This is a genomic window from Bartonella sp. OD88NMGDW (assembly GCF_042193775.1).
Classification (GTDB): Bacteria; Pseudomonadota; Alphaproteobacteria; order Rhizobiales; family Rhizobiaceae; genus Bartonella; species Bartonella grahamii.
Map to the genome: position 1 here is coordinate 28844 of NZ_JBHIMA010000006.1, position 22039 is coordinate 50882.

The 22039-nt window shown below is 34.7% G+C and carries 19 protein-coding genes, 1 tRNA gene and 1 other RNA gene; 14 read left to right on the forward strand and 7 right to left on the reverse strand.

Going from position 1 to position 22039, the window contains the following annotated elements; genetic code table 11:
- Positions 1–416: 416 nt before the first annotated feature.
- Complete coding sequence (locus ACFIJR_RS05995; protein ID WP_375651876.1) at positions 417–878, forward strand: YcgN family cysteine cluster protein; 462 nt, start codon at positions 417–419, stop codon at positions 876–878.
- Positions 879–906: 28 nt separating this feature from the next.
- Here the strand turns inward: ACFIJR_RS05995 and ACFIJR_RS06000 are convergent, their stop codons facing one another.
- Complete coding sequence (locus tag ACFIJR_RS06000) at positions 907–1650, reverse strand: SIMPL domain-containing protein (protein ID WP_375653813.1); 744 nt, start codon at positions 1648–1650, stop codon at positions 907–909.
- A 172-nt stretch (positions 1651–1822) separates the two neighbouring features.
- On the opposite strand from ACFIJR_RS06000, the gene ACFIJR_RS06005 reads away from it, so the two are divergent.
- Positions 1823–1899, forward strand: a tRNA-Ile gene (locus tag ACFIJR_RS06005).
- A gap of 1684 nt (positions 1900–3583) precedes the next feature.
- Positions 3584–3766 (forward strand): hypothetical protein, encoded by a 183-nt coding sequence (locus ACFIJR_RS06010; protein WP_015856659.1) that lies wholly within the window; start codon positions 3584–3586, stop codon positions 3764–3766.
- Here the strand turns inward: ACFIJR_RS06010 and ACFIJR_RS06015 are convergent.
- Positions 3690–4004 carry a helix-turn-helix domain-containing protein gene (locus tag ACFIJR_RS06015; protein WP_007347852.1) on the reverse strand — a complete coding sequence of 105 codons (315 nt, stop codon included), beginning with the start codon at positions 4002–4004 and terminating at the stop codon, positions 3690–3692. The genes ACFIJR_RS06010 and ACFIJR_RS06015 overlap by 77 nt on opposite strands.
- Before the next feature lie 924 nt (positions 4005–4928).
- A complete protein-coding gene (locus tag ACFIJR_RS06020; RefSeq protein ID WP_375627041.1) occupies positions 4929–5177 on the reverse strand; it encodes a hypothetical protein in 249 nt (82 codons plus the stop codon).
- 146 nt (positions 5178–5323) lie between these two features.
- Here ACFIJR_RS06020 and ACFIJR_RS06025 point away from each other — a divergent pair, with 146 nt between their 5' ends.
- On the forward strand, positions 5324–5635 hold the full coding sequence (locus ACFIJR_RS06025; RefSeq protein ID WP_375626160.1) for a hypothetical protein: 312 nt from the start codon (positions 5324–5326) through the stop codon (positions 5633–5635).
- Between the two features lie 52 nt (positions 5636–5687).
- Positions 5688–5870: a hypothetical protein gene (locus ACFIJR_RS06030; protein WP_375626159.1), complete on the forward strand. Its 183-nt coding sequence runs from the start codon at positions 5688–5690 to the stop codon at positions 5868–5870.
- A gap of 509 nt (positions 5871–6379) precedes the next feature.
- Here ACFIJR_RS06030 and ACFIJR_RS06035 read toward each other — a convergent pair.
- Positions 6380–6559, reverse strand: a complete 180-nt coding sequence (locus ACFIJR_RS06035; RefSeq protein WP_375626157.1) for a YegP family protein — start codon at positions 6557–6559, stop codon at positions 6380–6382.
- Positions 6560–6949: 390 nt separating this feature from the next.
- Complete coding sequence (locus ACFIJR_RS06040; RefSeq protein WP_375626155.1) at positions 6950–7489, reverse strand: helix-turn-helix domain-containing protein; 540 nt, start codon at positions 7487–7489, stop codon at positions 6950–6952.
- Between the two features lie 362 nt (positions 7490–7851).
- Here ACFIJR_RS06040 and ACFIJR_RS06045 point away from each other — a divergent pair, with 362 nt between their 5' ends.
- Positions 7852–8904, forward strand: coding sequence for a DUF475 domain-containing protein (locus tag ACFIJR_RS06045; RefSeq protein ID WP_375627044.1), 1053 nt, complete (start codon positions 7852–7854; stop codon positions 8902–8904).
- A 455-nt stretch (positions 8905–9359) separates the two neighbouring features.
- Here the strand turns inward: ACFIJR_RS06045 and pncA are convergent, their stop codons facing one another.
- Complete coding sequence (gene pncA, locus ACFIJR_RS06050) at positions 9360–9968, reverse strand: bifunctional nicotinamidase/pyrazinamidase (protein ID WP_375626151.1); 609 nt, start codon at positions 9966–9968, stop codon at positions 9360–9362.
- Between the two features lie 46 nt (positions 9969–10014).
- A complete protein-coding gene (locus ACFIJR_RS06055; protein ID WP_375653815.1) occupies positions 10015–10551 on the reverse strand; it encodes a hypothetical protein in 537 nt (178 codons plus the stop codon).
- Positions 10552–10712: 161 nt separating this feature from the next.
- On the opposite strand from ACFIJR_RS06055, the gene ettA reads away from it, so the two are divergent.
- The 8 genes from ettA (at position 10713) to ACFIJR_RS06095 (ending at position 22018) form a co-directional block, all read left to right on the forward strand.
- A complete protein-coding gene (gene ettA / locus ACFIJR_RS06060) occupies positions 10713–12362 on the forward strand; it encodes an energy-dependent translational throttle protein EttA (RefSeq protein ID WP_375636151.1) in 1650 nt (549 codons plus the stop codon).
- Between the two features lie 672 nt (positions 12363–13034).
- The gene (locus tag ACFIJR_RS06065; protein WP_375627052.1) at positions 13035–13973 is read left to right on the forward strand and encodes an ArsR/SmtB family transcription factor; all 939 of its coding nucleotides are present in this window, start codon (positions 13035–13037) and stop codon (positions 13971–13973) included.
- 1962 nt (positions 13974–15935) lie between these two features.
- Complete coding sequence (locus ACFIJR_RS06070) at positions 15936–16313, forward strand: hypothetical protein (RefSeq protein WP_375651874.1); 378 nt, start codon at positions 15936–15938, stop codon at positions 16311–16313.
- Positions 16314–17628: 1315 nt separating this feature from the next.
- Positions 17629–18138, forward strand: coding sequence for a lytic transglycosylase domain-containing protein (locus ACFIJR_RS06075; protein ID WP_375653816.1), 510 nt, complete (start codon positions 17629–17631; stop codon positions 18136–18138).
- An 83-nt stretch (positions 18139–18221) separates the two neighbouring features.
- Positions 18222–18612, forward strand: an RNA gene (gene rnpB, locus ACFIJR_RS06080) — RNase P RNA component class A.
- A gap of 264 nt (positions 18613–18876) precedes the next feature.
- Positions 18877–19875: a 16S rRNA (cytosine(1402)-N(4))-methyltransferase RsmH gene (rsmH, locus tag ACFIJR_RS06085; RefSeq protein WP_375651872.1), complete on the forward strand. Its 999-nt coding sequence runs from the start codon at positions 18877–18879 to the stop codon at positions 19873–19875.
- On the forward strand, positions 19872–20276 hold the full coding sequence (locus tag ACFIJR_RS06090; RefSeq protein ID WP_375626139.1) for a hypothetical protein: 405 nt from the start codon (positions 19872–19874) through the stop codon (positions 20274–20276). Before rsmH ends, ACFIJR_RS06090 begins: the two co-directional genes overlap by 4 nt.
- The gene (locus ACFIJR_RS06095; protein ID WP_375627061.1) at positions 20276–22018 is read left to right on the forward strand and encodes a peptidoglycan D,D-transpeptidase FtsI family protein; all 1743 of its coding nucleotides are present in this window, start codon (positions 20276–20278) and stop codon (positions 22016–22018) included. Before ACFIJR_RS06090 ends, ACFIJR_RS06095 begins: the two co-directional genes overlap by 1 nt.
- The last annotated feature ends 21 nt before the right edge of the window (positions 22019–22039 follow it).

Below are 22039 nucleotides of genomic sequence, written 5' to 3' on the forward strand. Positions count from 1 at the left end.
AAAATAACAGATGTAGGGCAAAGACCGGTGTGGTAGTCATTTGAAAAAATGAACGAAAAACATTATCTTGCGTGTAGCGGCTTGTTTCTTAAGAAATAGGATCTATTAAGAATAAACTTATATTGCAACATACGGACTTTTTGATGAGAAATGTGTATTCGTTGCGGAATTTTTCTATCATTTTAGGTGACGCATTTTATTCTTTGTCAGTTTATAAAGGGATGTTTCAATAGATTATGTTCATTTATATGCTCTATTTTTTGAATATTTTCTTTTTATTCAGATAGATTTTAAGAAAACGGTTTAAAGCATACATTGAGTTGAATCTTTTTAAGAGACAGAAATAGATGAAATTATAGAAATTAAACGTTTCATTTTTATAGATCGTCTTAATTAAAAAAGGTGTGTCTGAGTTTATGAGTGGAGAGCTTCCCTTTTGGAAAGTAAAAAAATTAGAAGAGATTTCCATTTCTGAGTGGGAGAGCCTTTGTGATGGCTGTGGCCGTTGTTGTCTCCATAAAGTTGAGGACGATGATACGGGTGACCTTTATGCAACCAGTATTGCTTGTCGTCTTTTAGATGGGGAAACTTGTAGTTGTCGAGATTATGCTCATCGTAAATCAATTGTACCAGATTGTATATCGCTAGACATTACAACAGTTAAAACAGCGCGCTGGCTTCCAGAAAGTTGTGCTTATAGATTAATTTATGAGGGAAAAGATCTTCATTGGTGGCATCCATTGGTATCAGGAGATTGCCAGACAGTACATACAGCGCATATTTCTGCACGCGGACAGATAGAGGTTTACGAAGACGAATTATTATCTGAGGAAGATTATCTTCATCACATTACTGGTCTTCTATGTAAAGGCCAGTAATATGATTTTTTATACAACAGTTGGTGATTTAATCGATCGCAAAGACGACAGTGACGCTCACATTATAATTTAATTCACCACCTGCAAAATTTGTATTTGCGTAGCTTGCATCTGCTGCTCTACTCATGAGACGTGGTGTTGGGTGGTAGTAATCATCCTTTTCATTGATTTCAATAATTTTTCCTAATTTTAAATTTGCTGCTTGCGCTATCGTTTGCGCTTTTTCAATGGCTTCAGTAATGGCTTTTTTACGTGCTTCTTGATAAAATGGCTTTGTATCTGCGTTGGTAAAAGTAATGCCGTTAACTGAATTAACACCTAGAGTCATCGCTTGATCAAAGATTTTACCAGCATTGGCAAGATCACGAATGCGCACGGTTAAAGAATTTGAAACATGATAGAGTTTTTCATTATTCTTTTTTTCGTGGTGTTTATCAGAAGTCGACTGATAAATGGATAAACCTGATGTTTGCAAATCATTTGCTTGGATGCCATTGTTTTTAAAAGCTTGTATAATATCATTGATGGATTGATTATTGGAAGCTAATGCCTTTTGGGCAGTTTTGTCATAGGTAACAACGGCTAGATTAATAATTGCCATATCCGGTGCAGCTTGACTTTCTCCGATTGCAGTCACTGTAATCGTTGCATTTTTCATTTTATTTTCTTCAGCATAAGCACGTACACTCAACGATGTGGCTAAGAGTGTAAATGCTAATATAACTGCTTTAACCAGAGAACCCTTCAGTGGTTGAATTTTCTTTTCTATCATATCTATACCTTTATATTTGTCAGTTAACTATTCTCTCATTTTTAAGAGTTCTTGTAAAGAAATTAGGGCACTGAAAAAAAAACCAATAGAAAAGAGAAAAAGATGGGTTATAATCTTTGTCAGCTCTTGTATCATAGGGCATTTTAGTTTAGAGAGAAACAACCTATATATGGGGCCTGTAGCTCAATTGGTTAGAGCCAGCGGCTCATAACCGCTTGGTTGGGGGTTCGAGTCCCTCCGGGCCCACCAATAGGGAAATGGCCAATAGAAAAATGGGTCGCTTATATAAAAATTTTGGGATTCTACCTTTTTCGTTTTTTATTTATTTTCCTGTTTGTTCTAAAATCCTTTGTCATTGTTTGTTGCTGTTTTTTTCTATCAGTCGCTTTAATATAAAGTGATGGTATGTTTTTTAGTCTCATTAAAGAAGTGCTCTCATTTTAAACATTGTAGCATTTGGATTAACTAATATGTGGCGCTATTTACTTTCTTAATTCATATACTGTTTTGTACTTTTTCTGTATGATGTTTTTCATAAAATAGAAGGCTAAAAGCTTCATTGAATAAGTTTATTTATGCTTGTTCTGCAAATAAACAGATCCCAATAAGACCAATTTTAAAGATTGTACCTGTTTAGAACAAATGGCTCAAAAAACATTTAGGGTAAATTTGCTTTTTTCTGGGTGATGTTAATGTCTTTTAGACGTTCGAATAGCATTATCGTGATGAAAGGTTGTATATAAGAGAATGTGATCCATAGGTGTTCACATATATCATGGGGGCAACGATGATAGCATTTGTTGATATTTTCTTTTTCCCAAGAGAGGCGTTCTATTTGATTTTTGAGAAATATTGTTCATAATGACGGTGGCGTGTTCTCTGAAAAGAATTTCATCAATCGTTCTTTGAAAAGTCAATTGAGTGATTGTTTCTATCGCTTTGCATCATCCAGATTTTATTGTAATAGGAATTTTATTATTCTGTAAGAAATGTTTTCTATTATATTGGAAAATTCGTTAAAATGCCATTTCCTGTTTTTGTGTATTTTTCGCTTAATGCTCAAATTATAGAGTTTTCATGTAATCCGAATTATTATTGAAGAGCAGAAGTCTTTTTTGATTTTACTCTCATAAGGGATTGGCAATATTTCGCTAAACCTAGCACTTTTTTGTATTACTAACATTTTTCTCGTATTGATTGTGTAGAGAGTTTTCTCTCTTATGAAAAATTATTGGCAGAGAGGGTAATTTTTTTTGGAAAAGTATACTTTTCTTCAAAATTATACTTTGAAAATATAATTCTTCATTTACATAAGGGAATTTCTCTCTTGTGGTAAATCTGCGATACAATTTACGTACAAAGATTATGCGTGGTGATTCGTTTTATTTTTTAATAGTATCATTTTTGCTTATGGTAGAGACTTATATTAGTATTTACAAGGTGCGTTTAGAGGGGAGGTTACCTATAAACGTGTTACAGAGTTTTAGGTAGTGTGGCTCTGTTTATAAGAATTTATTCCTATAACATTGTTATATTCTTGCTTTGCAATATTGTTTAAAAAACATAGATGGTGCTATGTAGAATAAAATTGTGATATATTTTTTTTCAAAAAGTTTTTTCGTGTTCTCTTATATAGAGTTCAGGAGTGTCTTTAGGGATATTTTCACATTAGTTTGTTATTGGTCCGAATCACAAGATATGCGTAACATTATTCGCATTTTTGATAGATCATACCAATTTTCATAAGAAGATCTGGATCGTGTGATGCTTTCTGTTTCACCATGGTACATGACTAATAGAACTTCATCTGATTTTGTAAAATAAGTTTGTACACAATTGCTTCCATACTGCCTATTGCAAATATTTTTTTCTAAGGTATGAGATATATTTAAACGCTTTAGCGTTATATAGTTTGACTACATGGAGTATGACTATGAAGAATGATAAAAAATTTGAAACAACTTTATCTGATATTATTGTGAAATGGGAGTCTTTGTCGACGTCTCAAAAGCAAGCGATATTGGATAGAGTAGAAAATTCTACAGATTCTGCTCATTCAACAGAACATTTAAGGCTTCAATCTTCTTTTTATCTCCAGACGAAATCAAAGTTATGAGTTTTAAGTCTTCATCGGAGATGTTGAAACCAGTTATTACATATATGGCACTAGCATTTCCCAGTGTGTTCAAAATAGCCATGAGTTTATCTACTGAAGGCCTCTTTCCTCCATTTATCATTTGTTGGACGTAATTTTGTCCACAGCCTGCAGCTCTGCTTATTTCAATCATTGTTCGTCCGTCACTTTTAATCAATTCAACTAAGCGTTGGAACCAATCTTTTTCAGTCTTTGTCATTTTTAGACCTTTACATATTTACGCTATAGCGTTAATATTGCGCTGCGAATCCAGAATATATGATACAAGGAGCGTGAAAATATCCATGTGTAGCTCTTCGCTAATGAAGCATATAGAGTTGTTTTTAACTAATAACAAAATGTCCCCATACACTTTCAGATTCGAATCAATAAAAAATGGTTGCTTAGTTCCACGGTTGTGAAGAAGTAAATGTGTATACCGGAAACGGCGATACACACTCGTATGTTTATGAGATTTCACTGTGATAGTATACGTAGCAGCATTATAAATCAAGATATACCCCAACATCAGAATTTGTAAAAAAAAATTCTGCGTTGAGGTGGTGTGTGAGTATAACGAAGCTTTAGAGCCTTAAGAGATAGGATAATGGCTGTAGAAAAAATGTAAATTCATAGGCAAAGAATACTGATTTCTCCTCTATTGTAATAAATTAGATCACTATCAGATGGTATATCGTATATATGCGTTAAAAAAATTGGGAAATATCAAAAAAGTGATCTTGGATATTTTATTAAACAGGAAGGTAATCTGAGTCACAAAAGTGGTTGTTTGGGAGGGGGGGTACATTCGATTAATGCCCTTATGGGGGTGAGTGTGTTTTTATGATGCTGCGGTTTATAATGAAGTCTGTGTTTACAATGATATTGTTATTGATAACAATGCATTAACATATGGTTGTGTAGTCGTTCGTAAGAGTTTGCATGTTTATGAAAGATAAGAACTTTATAGTTATTCGAATATGAGTGGAGATGCATATGTTTACGTTAATGCGGTCTTTTTTGATCAAGTTTTGAATGCTCAATGTATTGAATTTTATGGTGATACTCGTGATTATAGAAAGGCTCGAGTTTATAGTGATGCTTTAATTTATGGTGATGTAAAGATTTTTGGGAAGGCAAAATTTTACAGAAATGCTGTGTTTTGTGACACTGAAGATTTTTGTAATAATGAAAAACTTTCATATATAGCCGCATCCCACATGGCGTAAAAAAGGAAGATAGGAACGATTTGGGCAAGGCTTGTATGATTGCATGGCATCGTTAGTTTTATTTTATGTTCCTTATTTTTTGTATTTTGTGTCAATAAATGTGTCGCAAATAATTGGTGTAAGCGTGTAGATTTAGCCGCTTTCAGGGATTTTTTTTGCGTCATTTATCAATGGCTTTAATGGAGAAAATAAGAATGCCGAGAGTGATTGTTCACACTTGGAACATGCGGTTTATTGCATTCTTTTTTTGATTGAGGATGAAACAAATTGGTCAAGATGATCACTTGAGCGACAATTAAGGGAGATCCAAATGAGTGTAAACGAAATTTTATTGGGAGCAATGGTTGTTGTTTTGTTGTGCAGTGGGGTTATATTTCGGTTTTCTTTATATTATCGCAGTCAAGTGAAAATTTTAAAAGAGGAATCTAGAAGAATAAAGCATGAGTTTTTAAGAGATTCTATGAAGATGACTGAAGAACGAGATAGAGCTATTAGAGAGCAAAGTATGGTGATTAAAAGACGTGACCAAGCAATTGAAAAACTGAAAAAACAAATTAAACAATATGAAAAAAATGAAAAGAAATATCAAAAAATGCTTAAATCTGAAGATGATAAAGAGTGATTGTATTTATATTTTGCATTAAAGGGCTTGGAAATGTGTTAGGAAGATTGGAATGACGAGAGAGATAAACTTTAATGAAGCCAATTATGATGCTGATGGAGGGATTGTATTGAAAGAGAATATTCAAGTTTACTCTGATTTTATGAAAACATTTAAGTTTATAAGACAGAGCGTCTTTGATTATAAAATAAGAGTTTATGATGATAAACCAGTTTATAGGTATGCTGGTTATTAAAAAGCGCGTCTATACAATCCATTATGCTTGAAACAATTTTGCACGTTCCTTTTAGATATAAGATATAAATGCGACGATAGTTTCAGCTAATATGTCTAAAAAATTGCATGGTAATAGAAAGAAAGAGATATTTGCTTTTTATGAAGATGAAATGGGTAAGTCAGTTATGATTATCAGATACAGAAGAGGAATATAAAGGTAAAAGATATTAATATTTGGTAGAGTAATTGTATTTCATCGTTGATGATTCATCTTCTTTTCATGTGCGTTTATTTTTATAAAAAATAAAAGACTTAAAAGAGTTTCTTTTTTATAAGTGCTACAGAGAGTTAAGTATGATTGAAAACAAACATACAGTAATATGCAAGAATTTGACTGTTATTTATGAGTGTTAGAAATAACACAAAAGATTCATCCCACTGAGGGAAAAACAATCACTTTTTATTTGTCACAAAAGTAACTCACATACCATTATATAAAATAAACGCTTGTTCTAATGGTAAAGAACGTTAGAACTGTAGTTCTCTAATAAGAGCCTTATGTGTAATTTCTTTGATTTGTTCAATATTGATTAGGATATCTTGTTTTGTTGGATAACCTTTACTAGAAAAAGCAATTTTTTGTGCATCTCCTGAGATTAAACGCCAGTACCATTGATTGTGAACTCCTTGAAACACCTCAAAATACATGCTTCCCACCTCATAAAATAGCTGATAATTTTCAGGATAAATATTTAACTAATCCGTTTTTGAACATTAATGTATGTCTCTATAGGAACTCGTCAATATATTTCCCTTAAATTTTCTGACCTTAAAAAATAATTTCTATGAGAGCTATTATTCTTTTAACAAGAAAAAATTTCTTGTCAATAAGATATGAATGAAAATTTTATACTAAAAATTATTTTTTTAATTTAAAGACATTATACTTTTATTTACAATGGAAATATTTTTATTGTCGTGATAGAAACAAATTTTATAAATTATACAAAATCTTACCAGCATGGATAAAGTGAAAAATATTTTTCTCCATACTGGTAGAGCTTAATCATTTCTTGTTTTTTCTTTTAAAATAGATGTTTATTGATTAGCGATAACCTCTTTTTGGGATACGCTTCGAATGAGTAAATCAATGAATAAGCTAAGAGTATAAGAATTGGCCATTTTAGCTTTCATGTCGATCAGAGAGGTTGTAGTTTTAGGGTTAAGGCCATTAGATAAACCTTGTCTTGACAAATATTGCTGCAATTTTTCATAAGAGCTGTCGATTTTCTCTTTATTTAGTTTTTCGTTACGCTCACCATTGGCAAGTGTTTCTTCCAGTCCTTCGATTTTTTTAATAAAATAATTCCAGTCAAAATCACCTTTTGTATATTCGGTGTCAAACATTTTTCCTTGTCCAGTTAAGAGCCAATTAATATTGACACCATATAACGTGCGGTATGTTTGTAAAACACTAAGATTGGGTTCTCTCTCCCCACGCTCATAAAAAGCAATAGAATTTTTTGTCATGCTAAAATTTTTAGCTAAGGTTTCACGTGATGGATCGCCTAAAGCAAGACGTACATAACGCAAACGTTTTCCAAATATGGTTTTTGATTCAGTTTCAGGACGTGCCACGAATTATCTCCCTCAGTAAATCATCATGGTATAAATCATTAAATAATAAAAGCACACTATGTATTAATATTCTATGATATAATGTCAATATTTATAGCTTTAATTTCTTTTTATTTTTTTATTTTTCGTGGATAGAAAGAAATCTTTCGTTTACTGTATTGACAATTGATATTCATTTCAAAACAAAATTCTCTGTTTGCTACATTTGTCTCTTGCTTTTTTTGAGAGAATTTTCATGTAACTTTACCATATATATTCTATACACCTCTGCATTAATAGATGCAACTTTAAAGAGATGCAAACTTTGGATTTGTACTGGGTGTGCTTTAGATGAATTAGAAAATAAACTTTGAGGAATGATCATGGCCCTATTACGCTATTTTGGGTTTGCTTTTTTTTTCACGATTATTGGTGTCTTTTTAGGAGGGGTTATTGGTTGGTTTGAAACGGAAAGTATTACTGGTTTTCTTAAATATTTTTTTATTTGCTTTGTTTTAGGAGTTTTGGAAATTTCTTTATCGTTTGATAATTCTATTATCAATGCGCGTGTTCTTAGTAGAATGGATCCGTTGTGGCGTCGTCGTTTTCTTATATGGGGCATTTTGATAGCTGTATTTGGGATGCGAATTGTTTTTCCATTATTGGTGGTTGTCGTTGCTGTTGGGATTAATCCAATTGCGGCAGTAAAATTAGCGATATGGGAACCACATCGATATGCTGAAGTTTTAATCGATGCGCATATGGGGATTGCTGCTTTTGGAGGCACTTTCCTTATGATGGTTGGCTTAAAATATTTTTTTGATTCTGAAAAAGAGGTACATTGGCTTAATGTTATAGAGAGACCTGCTCAAAAGTTTGGGGCGCTTGTTGGGATTGATATTGCAATTGTTTTGATTTTGATCTTGTTTGTTTCAGGGCAGATTGACACAGAAGATAAAATGACTTTTTTATTGGCAGCCCTTTATGGACTTTTGACCTTTATCGGTGTTGAAGTTGTCGGTCATCTCTTGGATACCCCTCAAAAGACTTTAACAACAGTAACTCACGGGGGAGTAGGGGCGTTTCTTTATTTAGAAGTTCTTGATGCTAGTTTTTCTTTCGATGGCGTGGTTGGTGCTTTTGCCTTTTCACATAACCTTTTTATTATTGCGATAGGTCTTGGTATCGGTGCATTTTATGTTCGTTCTATGACAATTATGCTGGTTGAATCAGGAACATTATTGCATTATCGTTATTTAGAGCATGGTGCTTTTTATGCAATTTTAGTTCTTGCAGTGATTATGTATCTGCAAACGATTATATCGGTTCCTGAAGTTTTAACAGGACTTGTGGGAGTCTGTATTATTGGAATGGCATTATATTCTTCGATTCGTTTTAAGCATCGTCAATTGGATAAACATGTTGTGTCTAAGTAATGGAGATTTCTTCTTTTCTCAGGCTTTTGTTTATCACATATCTTTGAATAGAAAGAGGTCTTTTATGCAAAATAAAATACTATTTTATTGCTTATTTGTGTTTTTATTTTAAAGTTGAGTCCATTGCATGATACTACTCATGAAGGGAATAGTGTAAAATCTTTAGGGTACTTTTTGACCTAAATATAAGACAGAAAGCTGATGCTATACTTTTTACCAGCTTTCAATATTATGATAAGTTCTTGCATTTAATGGTTCATAAGAAGCATTTTTACTGTTTTTTTGAATGATTTTTATTCATACATTGATTCTCTTTGTAACGTGTAAGAGAATGGTTTTGAAACAGGTTTGAAATCAGAGAATTTACGATATTCTAGACTTTCACTTAAATATGTGAAAAATAATTTATCCTTTATAAATCAGTATATTATAATAGTAGATTAGAGAAGAATATTTTAAGAGACCATTAAAAGTTCTATACCAGCTTCGTTCATAGTTTTAAGCATAGTGTTTAGTGATCCGTTTACATCAATACCAGCACAGGCATTTAATGAAACACTGACTTTAAAACCGCATTGTATAGCGTGAAGAGCAGAAAATCCGACACAAAAATCAGTTGCTAAGCCACACATAATGAGCTTGGTAAAACCATGTTCTTTGAGATAAACTTGTAAACCTGTTGGTGTTTTTTGATCATTTTCAAGAAAAGCAGAATAGCTATCCATTTTTTGATTATAGCCTTTTCTAAGGATAAGTTGTGCTTTTTCTACTCTAAGAGATGTATGAAATTCTGCTCCTTGTGTTCCTCGTATGCAATGATCAGGCCAAAGTATTTGAGGACCATAGTCAAGAATGATGGTATCATAGGGCTTTTTTTCAGGATAGCAGGAAGCAAAGCTGCAATGGTTTTTTGGGTGCCAGTCTTGGGTTAAGATAACGTGGTCAAAATGATTTATGAGATTATTGATGGCGGGTAAAATAGCATCACCTTGTGGTACGGCAAGTGCTCCACCTAGTAAGAAGTCATTTTGAACATCAATGACGATTAAGGCTTTTTTTTCCATTAATATATTCCTATATGAGATGAGCTTTTATCGTATTTTAAAAAAGCTATATGTCGTCTTGAAGTTTTGAAATGATGTGTTGGATATTGATATTATTTTTATAATTATCAAGCCAAAAGAGGGGGATGGATAAGTTTTTACAATTGGTTTTATAGTTTTTTACGAATTGTAACCACGTACCAATGGGAAGTGCACTGTATTCATTTTTTGCTACGTGTTGATGCAAAGCTTTCATGATCATTGGGCTTGGGACGTCAGATCCCATAAGGCGGCGATCGTTTTGTAAACGTAATTTAAGCCATATCAAGGCAAGGGGTGAAGACCATTGTTTCCCGTAGCAAAAAATCGATGAAAAAAGAGAAGGATTTTTTACTGCGTAATATAAAGCCCATAAAGCGAAAAAAGAAGGTGCATAGAGAATTGCTTTTCTTTTTGGTACCATATTACATTGATAAGTTGGTTTAATACGATAAAAATACAATGTTATATCTGGTATGGAAAAGAGAGGCAATGTTTGATAACAGGTTTCAGGTACAGCTAAAAAGATTTGCTTTTTGCTTTTTTGGGGGATGTTTTTTTGCATTCAGGACCATACTGGGGCTTGTGAGATTAGAAAAAATGTACCAATATAAAGCGGAAAGCTTTTGATACGATGTAAGTGCTATTTACTGTACAGTTTCAAAAAGCAAAAGCAGTTTTTTCAAAATCCTAATCTTTAATATCGCACAATATAAAGAGAAATTTATGGCACGTCAATTTATCTATCATATGGCTGGGCTTAACAAGTCTTACGGCAATAAAAAAGTTCTAGAAAATATTCATTTGTCTTTTTATCCAGATGCGAAGATCGGTATTTTAGGGCCGAATGGTGCAGGGAAGTCAACTATTTTACGTATTATGGCTGGGCTAGATAAGGAATATACGGGAGAAGCATGGATTTCTGAAGGAGCACGCTGTGGCTATCTACCACAAGAACCTTTGCTTGATGCGAGCAAAGATGTGCGTGGCAATGTGATGGAAGGTGTTGCAGATAAACAAGAAATTCTTGAGCGTTATAACGAATTGATGATGAATTATAGCGAGGAAACGGCTGATGAAAGTGCACGGCTTCAGGACATTATTGACAGTCAGAATCTTTGGGATTTAGAAAGTCAAGTGGAAATGGCTATGGCTGCTCTTGGTTGTCCGCCAGCCGATGGGGATGTAACAAAACTTTCGGGTGGTGAGAAGCGGCGTGTTGCACTTTGTAAATTGCTTTTGTCAAAACCTGATTTGTTACTTTTGGATGAACCGACAAACCATTTAGATGCTGAAACGACGGCTTGGCTTGAAAGGCATCTACGTGAATATCCTGGGGCTGTGCTTTTGATAACCCATGATCGTTATTTTCTCGACAATGTAACGGGTTGGATTTTAGAGTTAGATCGTGGGAGAGGTATTCCTTATGAGGGGAACTATTCTGCTTATTTGGGGGCTAAAGCTAAGCGTTTGGCTCAAGAAGGCCGTGAAGAGGCAGCGCGTCAACGTGCTTTATCACGTGAGCAAGAATGGATCGCTTCTAGTCCAAAAGGGCGACAAGCAAAGTCAAAAGCTCGGATTAAGGCTTATGATGAGTTGGTTCAAGCAGCACGTGAGCGCCGTCCTGGAGAGGCGCAAATCATTATCCCTATTGGAGAAAGATTAGGACAGGTTGTTATTGAAGTTGATAATCTCTCTAAAGCTTATGGTGAGCGTGTATTGATTGATTCTCTTTCTTTTAAACTTCCTGCTGGTGGTATTGTCGGCGTTATTGGGGCCAATGGTATGGGAAAGTCGACCTTGTTTAAAATGTTGACGGGACAGGAACAGCCCGATTCAGGTCAAATACGTATCGGTGAAACAGTTCACATGAGTTATGTGGATCAGAGTCGCGATTCCTTGGTGGGGAATAAAACTGTTTGGGAGGAAATTTCTGGTGGAAATGACATTATTAAATTAGGCAAATATGAGATGAATAGTCGCGCTTATTGCGGGGCTTTTAATTTCAAGGGGGCAGATCAACAGCAGAAGGTGGCAAATTTATCAGGAGGCCAGCGCAATCGCGTACATTTGGCGAAACTTCTAAAAGAGGGGGGGAATGTGCTTCTTCTTGATGAACCGACAAATGATCTTGATACTGAAACATTGGGTGCATTAGAAGATGCATTGGAAAATTTTGCTGGTTGTGCAGTTATCATATCGCATGATCGTATGTTTCTTGATCGATTGGCAACACATATTTTAGCCTTTGAAGGTGATGGTCATGTAGAATGGTTTGAAGGTAATTTTGCTGAATATGAGGCTGATAAAGTTCGTCGTCTTGGGGCGGAATCTCTTAATCCTAAGCATGCAAATTATAAACCTCTTACACGCTAGAATTTTTTATCTTATCTCAACTTTGTTGGAATAATAGTGTGTTTTATTGCGTTTTTTATTTCATAAATAAAGTGCGTGTGTACTCTGTGTAAGTTTTTATTCATTGAAAAGAGTAAGAGACACTTTATGAAATTATGACCTAAATAGGGTTATTCTACTCATGATATATAACCGGTTATTGCTTGTAAAATTGCAATGAAAAGGAGTGGATGAAGAGTATAGTACTATTTCTACAAATGCTCTGGTCATTGAGCATTGTCATCTTTACTTAATAAAAATGCAAGCTGGCACCATCATGTTATTTATTTTTTCTCAATGGTACGCAGTTCTTGTTTTGAGATGACTATAAAAAGTATTTTTATCCATATGTCTCCTCTGTTTATGAGCTGTAAGAGAATAATTTGGATTGATTTATCATGAATCGATTTGAAATGAGGAAAATTTACGGTATTCCGATGTTTTATTCAAGTTGAAAATGATTAATTGTTATTATAAATCAATGCATTATCATTATAACGAGAAGCAGAGAGATGAGATCTGTTCGTTTTTTACAGTAGCCTATTTTTTTATAGTATAATAAAATAAAGAGAACAAAATAGATGAGAATATGCGTTTTATGCTTGACTTTTTTTTCTGTAAACAAATGTTTATAAGAATGTTTAAGGGATAATTATGAAAAAAAGTGCAAGTTTAGATGCAATGATTGTGCTGCTAAAAGCGGTCGCAGAAATAAACCATTTACGTGTTCTTACGCTCTTGCGTCATGAAGATTTAACAATTCCTGATTTTATTTTTATTCTTGATCAGTCGCAAGCGTGTATATCACGATATTTACGTTTGTTGTACGAAGCACGATTGATTGAGCGTTATCAGAAGGGAGATAGCCTTTATTTTAAGCTTTGTCATGATTTTTTGGGTAAAGACATTGTGATGGGTGTTCTTTCGGCTTTACCAAAGCATGATATGTTGTTAGCGCATGATTTAGAACGTTTGAAGGATGTTAAAAAGCAGCGTCAAAAAACGAGGAAGAAGCATTTTTTACAAAATACGTTGCAATGGGATGTATTACGGTCATCCTATATGGCAGATCATGGTGTGGAAAACGCTTTACTTGAAATCATTGGCGATAAACCATTTCAAACGATGCTGAATATTGGAATAGGTGGAGACTCTGTCTTAAAATTGTTTTCTAATCTTTATACGCATGCGGTTGAAGTTGTGCTTGATAGCAATGTTTTTCACTTGTCTGTTGGAGATACAACTTTTGATTTAGTTATTCTTCATTGGGTTTTACATTTTCTTGAAAATCCTGAAATGTTTCTTCATGAGATATCAAGTGTTTTGCGTCCTCATGGACGTTTATTGATTGTGGATTTTGGTTATCATAAAATTGAGTCTTCATATTCTGATCAAGCACATACGCGTTTTGGATTTTCGGCTTTACAAATAGAACAATGGCTTAAAAATACGGGACTTGTTCTAGAACAAACGGTTTGTCTTACTCCTATACAAAATGAAAACAGTGAGAAGGGTATGGTTACGCTTTGGCTTGCTCGTGATCCGCGTTTATTAGTTGACGATATCAAAGATAAACAAGTCGATTTTGCATAAATCGCGTTTGTTGACCTGCTTTATTCTCTGATTTTTCTTAAGGAATAGCGTAGAGATAAAACTTTATTCAATCATTGATAATCTATTGTTTTTTACATTTGTATTATGTTTTTATATGAGAGTATTGGTGTTTTACAGGGGCTTGGTGGCTGTGTACTGTGTAATGAAAGCACCTTCTATAGAGATAAGCCTATGAGGATCGTTATTTAAGGTGTCTTGATATCATATTTGTTTTATTAGCCAATATATTGATTTTTTAGATTTCAATGAGAGGCTCGAATATAGGAATATTTTTTCATTTCAAATTTCCTGTTTCAGAATCCAAAAGAGTCTGTTTGTTTGTTACAAGAGAAGATATTTATCTAAATAATAGCGTTTGTAAAAGGAAATACATATTTCTAAATATGAGAGCGGCGGCGATATGATGTAATAGCGCACAATATAATATAGTGATGGCTCATACCTTCATAAATGTCAAAAATGGTGGTACCCAATAGATCTTACGATGTCTCTTTAAAACAGGTGCTTAGATAAGAAGTACCTTGGAATTTTTAGTGAGTGGTGCAAAAAGATGCTCTAAAAAGACGAAGGGGTAAAAGGGTAAGACAATGCATGATTTTCATTATTTAAAACACAGCGTTATGAGCATGTTTGAAATTCGTAAAGGCAAATGAAAGGGATGGTAAAGACGGCAATAGGTTTTTATTTTTGGGCTTTTATGTTTTTTATCCATATGCTTTTTCTTGTTTGTGATGTGCCATAGTATGGCTATTCATTGATTCAATGGACGAAGATTTAAAATAAGGGATCTTACGTTCTTGAGATCTCTCATGTAAGTTGTAAAATGATGCGTTATGATTGTAAATCAATGCATTATTTACGTTAGAAGAACAGACTATAACAATTTTTGAGTGTAGAAACTACTGTGTGTATTATTTTACGGAATCATTTAAATGATAGAGATTAAGAGAAACTGTCTGCATTGATCTCGGTTTGTTATGTTAAAATGCGTTAGAGCCTGTTGGTTATTGTAAAATAGTTTATCGTTATTTGGAATGATTATAGCACGTGATTCGAAACAAATACCTTCAGAGTTCTCATTTTTTCATAAAATTAAGCTGTTTAAATTCTTCATTGATTGTTACATGAGAGATGCGACAATATTTTAATAATCATTTACAGAGTTTTTTATGAAGATAGATAAGATTTTATTTCTCTAAATTTATTGTTTTCTTGCAAGAAGATGTTTTTCATTTTTTACGGTTATTTGTGTAAGATTTTAAAAATCTACGTTTTTCTTTTTGTGGTGATTGCTGTTGGAAAAGTGATTCTACTTTTACATAGTTTGATTTTTATAAGGTGGATACGTAGAAATTACGGTTTTTTAATTATGGTCATCGGAGTTATGAAAGAAACTATTTAAAAGTTATAATGATCGTAGATTCTAATTGATGATTCTTGAAATAAAATTGCTTCAAATTGGGTCATTGTGAACTTTTTTTGCCTAAATTTAAACATTTTTAAACAATTTATAACTCTTTTATGTTCTTTTGCGTAGAAGATGATAAGAATTCCTTGTCGTTTAAAGAATTTTATTCCATAGCAAGAATATTGCATCGGCTATCTTAGTGGTTGATGTGAGAGGACGATCGGGGAACCTCCTCCCCCCCCCCCCGCGTGGATCCCCTAGATTGTCTGGCCTGACTGAGGATTTCCTCAGTCAGGCTTTTTATAATTGCTTAGGGGGTGTTGTAAGGTGTTATTAGGGGGAATTGTAAGGTCTGTTATTAGTTTCGCCTATGGTGCCTGAATACACAGAGGGGCAGGTCTTGTTGGGCGGATAGTGTTGGCGTATTCATTTTCAATAATTTGATTTTTCTTTATTTAGGCATTGTTGAATGCTATAAAGAGAATCATAAAAGGAATCTATGTTTGTGTTCTGTGATCTTTAGGTAAGAGATAATGGAATCTTTTTCGCGTCGTATTATTTTTATTTTATTCGTATTTTTTATTTTTGGCGCTGTCTTTTTTGCTTCTCAAAGCGGTACTGTTTATCAGTTTTTTTCCGGTCGCCCTTCTTTTTCTTCTCAGAATCTTGATGTAACAGAGGAGGAGTTGTTAGAGAGATTGTCCGTATCTTTTCCAGATATTATCAAGCATCTTTCTAAGATGGACCCTCAACAGCAAGAGTTGTTTATTGCGCAGCTGCGTCGTGATGTAATTGCGCTTGCTGCTAAAAGTGGTCAGAGTCGTGAGCAGGCTCAAAAATCTGGTGAAACTGTTGCTATGGCTCTCTCAAAAGCGATTTCTCGTCCTTCCATTGCTAATGCTTATTTTTAGCTGTTTTTTTAATCGCGCTTTTGGGTTTTATTTTAAGCAGCAAGAGCTTTTCATGAATTTTTGAAAAGTGCGAGGAGATAATCAATTTGTAGGATAATTAGCAAAATTTATCTTACTCAAAAGGTAAGCAATCAAAGTATAACGATAATGATGCAATCATTACAGGAGTGAAAGAAAGTCTGTCAAGGGTATTGGTCGAGTTAATTGTATTATCAATCGCGACAATAACAAAAGCAAAAGCAGTATTGGCTATAATAAAACACGTTAATCGCGTTTTATATGCCGGTTATTTTTTTATTTGATATGAGAAAATAGAAAATTTTAAAAGGATTTAAGATTCCTTTGTTCTACGGATTTTAGAATATTTATTCACTTGTATGATTTCTGAAAATGAGGTGCAAGGCTGATAAGGTGATTGTCTGTGACAAAGAAAAAAATATTTGAATGAAGATGAGGGTTTATTTTTATTTAAAAGGCTTTGGGGGTATTGAGTTTCCTAACATTTTTCAAAAAACAGACAAAAGTAATTGTTAAGCTTTGTTGTAGAGACAAAGACGGATATAGCTTTTTTAGCATATTGTTTTGTAATGATAATTTGTCATTTTCATATTGAGTGAGAATCTTAAGAATTGTAAAATTCTCTCGTTTTAAATTTATTCATGGTGAAAAAATCAAAATTAGTTTCTTGTACACTACAAGTGAGAGGTTTGTGTGGATAAAAGCTCTTTCAAAAGAAGAAGTAAAAAGCTTCTTTGAGGCATCTTGAGAGCTAAAAGTCTGTTGCAATATTTTGAATTGGTAAAGAGTATGATGGTTTTAGTATATTTATGAATTTTTTATGCGCAATGATGGGAGTGGGGATTTGTTTTATGATTTGTTGGGGTTTTATCGGACATAAAGAGTGCTGTGGGTGTTTATTAACCAGAGAGAAGTGTTGATAACAGTTTATATTTTTTGTGAAACTTTTTTGATATTGAGGATCTTCGGTAAAAAGATGTTCTTGTCTCTCTTTAAGATGCTATTTTTTAAATATAAAAATTGAGTGATACAATAGTGATAGCAGAAACTTACAGATTATATCATTTTATTTAATACGCTATAAGATTAATTATAGTCTCTTTATTTTTTTTATTTTATGATATAGATAAATCTATAATTTGTGCATAAAGAGATTTTCTTTTGTTGCAGAATTTTATCTTGAAATTGTCTTACTCTTTCCTTTTTCAAGCCGTTCTTTTGCTTTCTTTTTTTGTACAATACGTTTGCAAATTATTTGCAACTAGAATTTAAGAATGTTTGAGTGAAGAGAAAGAAAATGCAATTTTTGAAAATCTTGTTAAATACAGCGTGTGCTGTATTTTTTGTATTTGATGTAAGTTGGGCTCATAGTGTCTTAAATGTTGTGGAATCAGGAGAAGCCTCAGTGATTGTTGCTTCTAAGATTCCTGATCGTCCTTATGAGTTTCTTATTCAGAAACTTGCGAATAAATATAATGTTCCCGTTAATTTAGCACATGCTGTTGTAAAAGTTGAAAGTAATTATAAGGCAGGTATAAAGGGGGCTGCTGGCGAAATAGGTTTGATGCAAATTAAACCCTCTACGGCACGAGGGTTGGGCTTTAGTGGTTCTGTACAGGATTTGTACGATCCTGCGACCAATCTTGAATATGGTATGCGTTATTTGGCACGGGCGTATAAACTCAGTGGTGGAAGTACGTGTGGTACAATCCTTAAATATAACGCAGGTCATGCTGCAAAAAAAATGAATTCCATTTCGGCGAAATATTGCGCAAAAGTGAAAACTTATCTGGCTTCATTAAAATAAAAACATCTTTTTAGACAGGTTTGCTATAAAATATTTTAAGATGCTATTTTCACGGAGCAGAAAATGTTTTATAAATTAATGCGTCAGTCGGCTGGGCAGCCGCGCTTGTCTAATGCTGAAATGCGGCAGGTGAGGAAAGTCCGGGCTCCATGGAAAGACGGTGCCGGGTAACACCCGGCGGGGGTGACCCTAGGGAAAGTGCCACAGAAAGTAAACCGCCTATTTTTATAGGTAAGGGTGAAAGGGTGGAGTAAGAGCCCACCGCGCATTCAGTAATGAATGTGGCAAGGTAAACCCCACCGGGAGCAAGACCAAATAGAAATGACGTGCAAAATTTAATTTGCAGCCGATTTCCGGGCGAGTCATTCGGGTAGGTTGCACGAGGCGGATGGTAACATCCGTCCCAGATGAATGGTTGCCATGTAAAGTGTAAGCTTTACTCTACAGAACCCGGCTTATAGGCCGACTGATATTTCATGATGATACGCGATATTTTATAAGATCAATTATATATGGTCTTTTATGGATTCTGTGTGTTTGAAATGGACACTTGAGCAAAGAGTATTTTAAAAAATTATAACATTTCTTTAAGTATAATGCGTTAGGATCTGTCTTGGGATAACTTTAGTTTTTTCGTTCATTGTGATTAATATGAAAGTTGAAGGCTAGGTTACTCTAAAATCAGTTGCTATGAGAGAGCTGTTGATTTGAGACAGCATAACTTCAAGACGGATTATTTTGATAAAGCAGGATCAAAGAGCTGAACGCCATATCCCAGTGTTGTTGCAGCCAGTTTTGGCTGGGCTTATGCCATTGGTTGGAGCAAAAGTGATTGATGGCACCTTTGGTGCTGGTGGTTACACGCGCGCTTTGTTAAAGGCAGGGGCGGAGGTGATCGCTCTTGATCGTGATCCTCATGCTATTAGTGCGGGACAATCGCTTGTTGAAGAATTTTTTCCACGACTTCGTTTGGTGCAAATGGAATTTTCACAGTTGGATCGCGTTGTTGAAGAGAAGGTAGACGCCGTTATTTTGGATATTGGTGTCTCTTCAATGCAGCTTGATGAAGCTGAAAGGGGATTTTCTTTTCAAAAAGATGGTCCATTAGATATGCGAATGGCTCAGACTGGTTTTACTGCTGGCGATGTTGTAAATCACTTAAAAGCAAGGGATTTGGCACGTATCTTTAAGATATTAGGAGAAGAGCGCTATGCGGGGCGAATTGCACGGATGATTGAAAAGCGTCGTGTTGTTCAGCCTTTTTTGCGTACAGGTGATTTGGCGTATGCTATCGAAGCGTTGATAGGACGTAAGCCAGGAGATCGCATTCATCCTGCAACACGTGTATTTCAGGCTCTTCGCATTTATGTTAATGATGAAATTGGTGAACTTGCACGTGGCTTATTTGCTGCTGAACGCATTTTGAAACCGGGTGGTCGTTTGGGGGTTGTCAGTTTTCATTCTCTTGAAGATCGTATGGTCAAAAGATTTTTTTCTTTTCGTTCAGGAGAGTGTATGAGATCACGCTATCTTCCTGAAATAAAAACGCCTCCAGCAACATTTTTTCCTTTGTTTAAAGGGGGGATAACTGCAAGTGAAGAGGAGTTACAGCAAAATCCTCGTTCACGTTCTGCGCGGTTGCGTGTTGGTGTACGAACTAAAGCAGAGGCTCTTGCAGCAGATATGAAATTATTTGGTTTAGCAGAGATTGCCAGTTTTGAAGGCGGCAAGAAATGACAGTTTTTCGTACATTTGATATGATCTTAGTGATGATTATGATTTGTATGGCAGGTCTTACTTATAAAGTAAAATATGATGTTCAAAAACGAATGAACGAAGTTCGTCATCTTGAGCATGAAATTGCTGCAGCAAAAAATACGGTAAGTTTGCTTCGTGCTGAGTGGGCTGTGATGATAAGGCCTTCGCGCATGCAAAAACTTGCAAAACGTTATCAAAAAGAACTTGAGTTAGAGGTTATACAGCCGCGTCAAATCGTGGCGTTTAAAGATATTCCGGTACGGGTACATGATCAAATTGAAGAAGTGATTAAACAAAATATCTTGGAAGATAATCAGGATATTTTGACAAATAATCGGGCTTCTCAGATAAATGATGTTGTCCAAAAAGGCGCGCAGTAATGAAATCGACTTTTTTATTCTCACAGAAGAAAAAGCGCTTAAAGAATTCGTTGAATAATCATAATGTTTCTGTTCGTCGTCCCTATTCTAGTCGTCCACGTTTGCTTTTTTCGTTGTTCTGCTTTTTAATTTTATATGGCATCATGGGGGCTTGCCTTATTTCTTATGGGTTGGAAGGTGGACAGATTGAAGAAGCAAAGGGGCCAGGAGTTCTTCAATTGATGGCACGGCCTGATATTGTTGATCGTAATGGTCGTTTATTGGCAACAGATATTAAAACTTATTCACTTTTTGCTGAGCCACGACGTATTATTGATGTGGATGAAACAATTGAATTGCTCTCAACAGTTTTGCCTGATCTTAATTGGCAGGAAACCTATAAGCGCTTAAAAAGAAAATCTGGTTTTTCTTGGATACAGCGTGGGTTAACACCAATGCAGAAGACGAAAATTATGGCTCTTGGTATACCAGGAATTGGTTTTCGGACTGAAATTCGTCGTTTTTATCCTGATGGACCTGTAACTTCCCATATTCTCGGTATGGTGAATGTTGATAATCAGGGCATTGCAGGTATGGAAAAATATATTGATGATGCGGGGTTGAGTGCTTTGCGTGCCGCTGGTCTTGCTATGGAAGAATCATTAAAACAAGTTCAGCTTTCGATTGATGTGCGTGTTCAGGCAATTGTTCATGATGAACTTATTCAGGCTATGAAGCGTTATAGGGCAATTGCTGCAGGAGCTATTATTTTAAATATACATACGGGGGAAGTTTTGGCTTTGGCATCACTACCAGATTTTGATCCTGGAAATCCTATTGAAGCTTTAAAAAGTGATCGTCTCAATCGGATGACGGCAGGAGCTTTTGAAATGGGATCAATCATTAAAAGTTTTACAACTGCCATGGCTCTTGATTCCGATATTTTTCATTTAAACAGTATTATTGATGCTTCAAAGCCAATAAAAGCAAGTAGTGGGTATACTATTCATGATTTTCATGGGAAAAATCGTCCCTTAACGTTATGGGAGGTTTTTATTTATTCCTCTAATATTGGTTCTGCTAAGGAGGCATTGGCGGTGGGGATTGATGGACATCGTAATTTTTTGAAACGACTTGGTTTACTGGATCGATTGACAACAGAATTGCCTGAAGTTGCCCATCCTATTGTGCCTCATCATTGGAAGGATATCCATTCTATGACGATTTCTTTTGGGCATGGTATGGCAACAACACCTTTGCAAACGGCTGTCGGGGCTGCTGCTTTAATGAATGGTGGTTGGTTAATTGCTCCGACATTTTTAAAACGTACAAAAGGACAAACTTTGCACTACGCAAAACGGGTTTTGCAGGCTAAAACAAGTCAAAATATGCGTTACCTTTATAAATTAAATAGTGATATTGGTTCTGGACGTAATGCAAAAGTTGAAGGTTATCGTGTAGGTGGTAAGACAGGAACAGCTGAAAAAGTTGAAAATGGAAAATATTCTAAAACAAAAAATTTCAATAGTTTTCTTGCTGCTTTTCCTATTGATGATCCTGTTTATGTTGTTTTAACAATTATTGATGAACCAAAGCCTGCAGAGGGACAGCGTTCAGCAACAGCGGGGATGAATGCTGGACCAATGCTTGCTAATATTGTTCGTCGCACAGCTAGTTTTCTTGGTGTAAAATCCGATTTTAAAAAAGAATATGAGCCTCTTTTAAGTAAAAAGAGTAATTCAAGTTTCGTTAAACAACGGTAAAATGAATACAAAGGTGCAGCG

Excerpts from the sequence above, each read along its gene's own strand:
- ACFIJR_RS05995 (WP_375651876.1), top strand. The coding sequence starts at position 417 with ATGAGTGGAGAGCTTCCCTTTTGGAAAGTAAAAAAATTAGAAGAGATT.
- ACFIJR_RS06000 (WP_375653813.1), bottom strand. The coding sequence starts at position 1,650 with ATGATAGAAAAGAAAATTCAACCACTGAAGGGTTCTCTGGTTAAAGCA.
- ACFIJR_RS06010 (WP_015856659.1), top strand. The coding sequence starts at position 3,584 with ATGAAGAATGATAAAAAATTTGAAACAACTTTATCTGATATTATTGTG.
- ACFIJR_RS06015 (WP_007347852.1), bottom strand. The coding sequence starts at position 4,004 with ATGACAAAGACTGAAAAAGATTGGTTCCAACGCTTAGTTGAATTGATT.
- ACFIJR_RS06020 (WP_375627041.1), bottom strand. The coding sequence starts at position 5,177 with ATGACGCAAAAAAAATCCCTGAAAGCGGCTAAATCTACACGCTTACAC.
- ACFIJR_RS06025 (WP_375626160.1), top strand. The coding sequence starts at position 5,324 with ATGAGTGTAAACGAAATTTTATTGGGAGCAATGGTTGTTGTTTTGTTG.
- ACFIJR_RS06030 (WP_375626159.1), top strand. The coding sequence starts at position 5,688 with ATGACGAGAGAGATAAACTTTAATGAAGCCAATTATGATGCTGATGGA.
- ACFIJR_RS06035 (WP_375626157.1), bottom strand. The coding sequence starts at position 6,559 with ATGTATTTTGAGGTGTTTCAAGGAGTTCACAATCAATGGTACTGGCGT.
- ACFIJR_RS06045 (WP_375627044.1), top strand. The coding sequence starts at position 7,852 with ATGGCCCTATTACGCTATTTTGGGTTTGCTTTTTTTTTCACGATTATT.
- pncA (WP_375626151.1), bottom strand. The coding sequence starts at position 9,968 with ATGGAAAAAAAAGCCTTAATCGTCATTGATGTTCAAAATGACTTCTTA.
- ACFIJR_RS06055 (WP_375653815.1), bottom strand. The coding sequence starts at position 10,551 with ATGCAAAAAAACATCCCCCAAAAAAGCAAAAAGCAAATCTTTTTAGCT.
- ettA (WP_375636151.1), top strand. The coding sequence starts at position 10,713 with ATGGCACGTCAATTTATCTATCATATGGCTGGGCTTAACAAGTCTTAC.
- ACFIJR_RS06065 (WP_375627052.1), top strand. The coding sequence starts at position 13,035 with ATGAAAAAAAGTGCAAGTTTAGATGCAATGATTGTGCTGCTAAAAGCG.
- ACFIJR_RS06070 (WP_375651874.1), top strand. The coding sequence starts at position 15,936 with ATGGAATCTTTTTCGCGTCGTATTATTTTTATTTTATTCGTATTTTTT.
- ACFIJR_RS06075 (WP_375653816.1), top strand. The coding sequence starts at position 17,629 with ATGCAATTTTTGAAAATCTTGTTAAATACAGCGTGTGCTGTATTTTTT.
- ACFIJR_RS06090 (WP_375626139.1), top strand. The coding sequence starts at position 19,872 with ATGACAGTTTTTCGTACATTTGATATGATCTTAGTGATGATTATGATT.
- ACFIJR_RS06095 (WP_375627061.1), top strand. The coding sequence starts at position 20,276 with ATGAAATCGACTTTTTTATTCTCACAGAAGAAAAAGCGCTTAAAGAAT.